Source organism: Pseudomonas sp. P4_B4, assembly GCF_056402255.1.
In genome coordinates this window covers 1-788 of the sequence record NZ_JBFUHS010000088.1, presented here as the reverse complement: position 1 = coordinate 788, position 788 = coordinate 1, and the positions used below count along the sequence as shown (strand labels likewise).

The window sequence follows — 788 nt, the reverse complement described above, 5'->3', positions numbered from 1 at the left end:
CGCGCGTATCTGGACGCGGGAACGATGATTAATGGCGTGGTCGAGAAAAGCCGCTGCGGGGCGCCGCAAGGCGGCCCGCTGTCGCCGTTGCTGGCGAACGTGCTGCTGGACGAAGTGGATCGGGAGCTTGAACGTCGAGGTCATTGTTTCGTGCGCTATGCCGACGATGCGAATGTGTATGTTCGCAGTCGCAAGGCTGGGCAGCGGGTGATGTCTTTGCTGGAGCGTCTGTATGGAAAGCTGCACTTGAGCGTCAACGAGAGCAAGAGTGCGGTGGCGAGTGCATTTGGTCGCAAGTTTCTTGGGTACGCCTTTTGGGCGTCGCCCAAAGGTGTCAAAAGAGCCGTGGCGATCAAGGCGCGAAAGCAGTTCAAGCAACGGATACGCGAACTGACCCGCCGCTCAGGTGGCCGCAGTATGCGACAAGTTGTCGAGAATCTACGCCCTTATCTCTTGGGCTGGAAAACTTACTTTGGGTTGTCACAAACACCGAAAATCTGGCGAGAGCTGGACGAATGGATACGACACCGATTGCGRGCGATCCAGCTTAAGCAGTGGAGGCGTGGACCGACGATCTACCGCGAACTGAGGGCGCTGGGAGCCAGCAGCCAAACGGCCCGGAAAGTGGCGGCCAACTCGTATAGCTGGTGGCGTAACAGCCGATTTGAGCTGAATCGAGTGTTGGATCTAGCGTGGTTTGACAGGCTGGGACTGGTGCGCCTCTCATAACCTCAATCTCTCGAACCGCCCGGTGCGGACCCGCATGCCGGGTGGTGTGGCAGGGGTGT

At 58.8% G+C, this 788-nt stretch carries 1 protein-coding gene; it reads left to right on the top strand.

Features of this window, described 5'->3' with window-relative positions; translation table 11 throughout:
* Positions 1-729: group II intron maturase-specific domain-containing protein (locus AC1DVE_RS31175; protein ID WP_477784447.1), on the top strand; the 729-nt coding region annotated here is incomplete at its 5' end.
* Between the last annotated feature and the right edge of the window lie 59 nt (positions 730-788).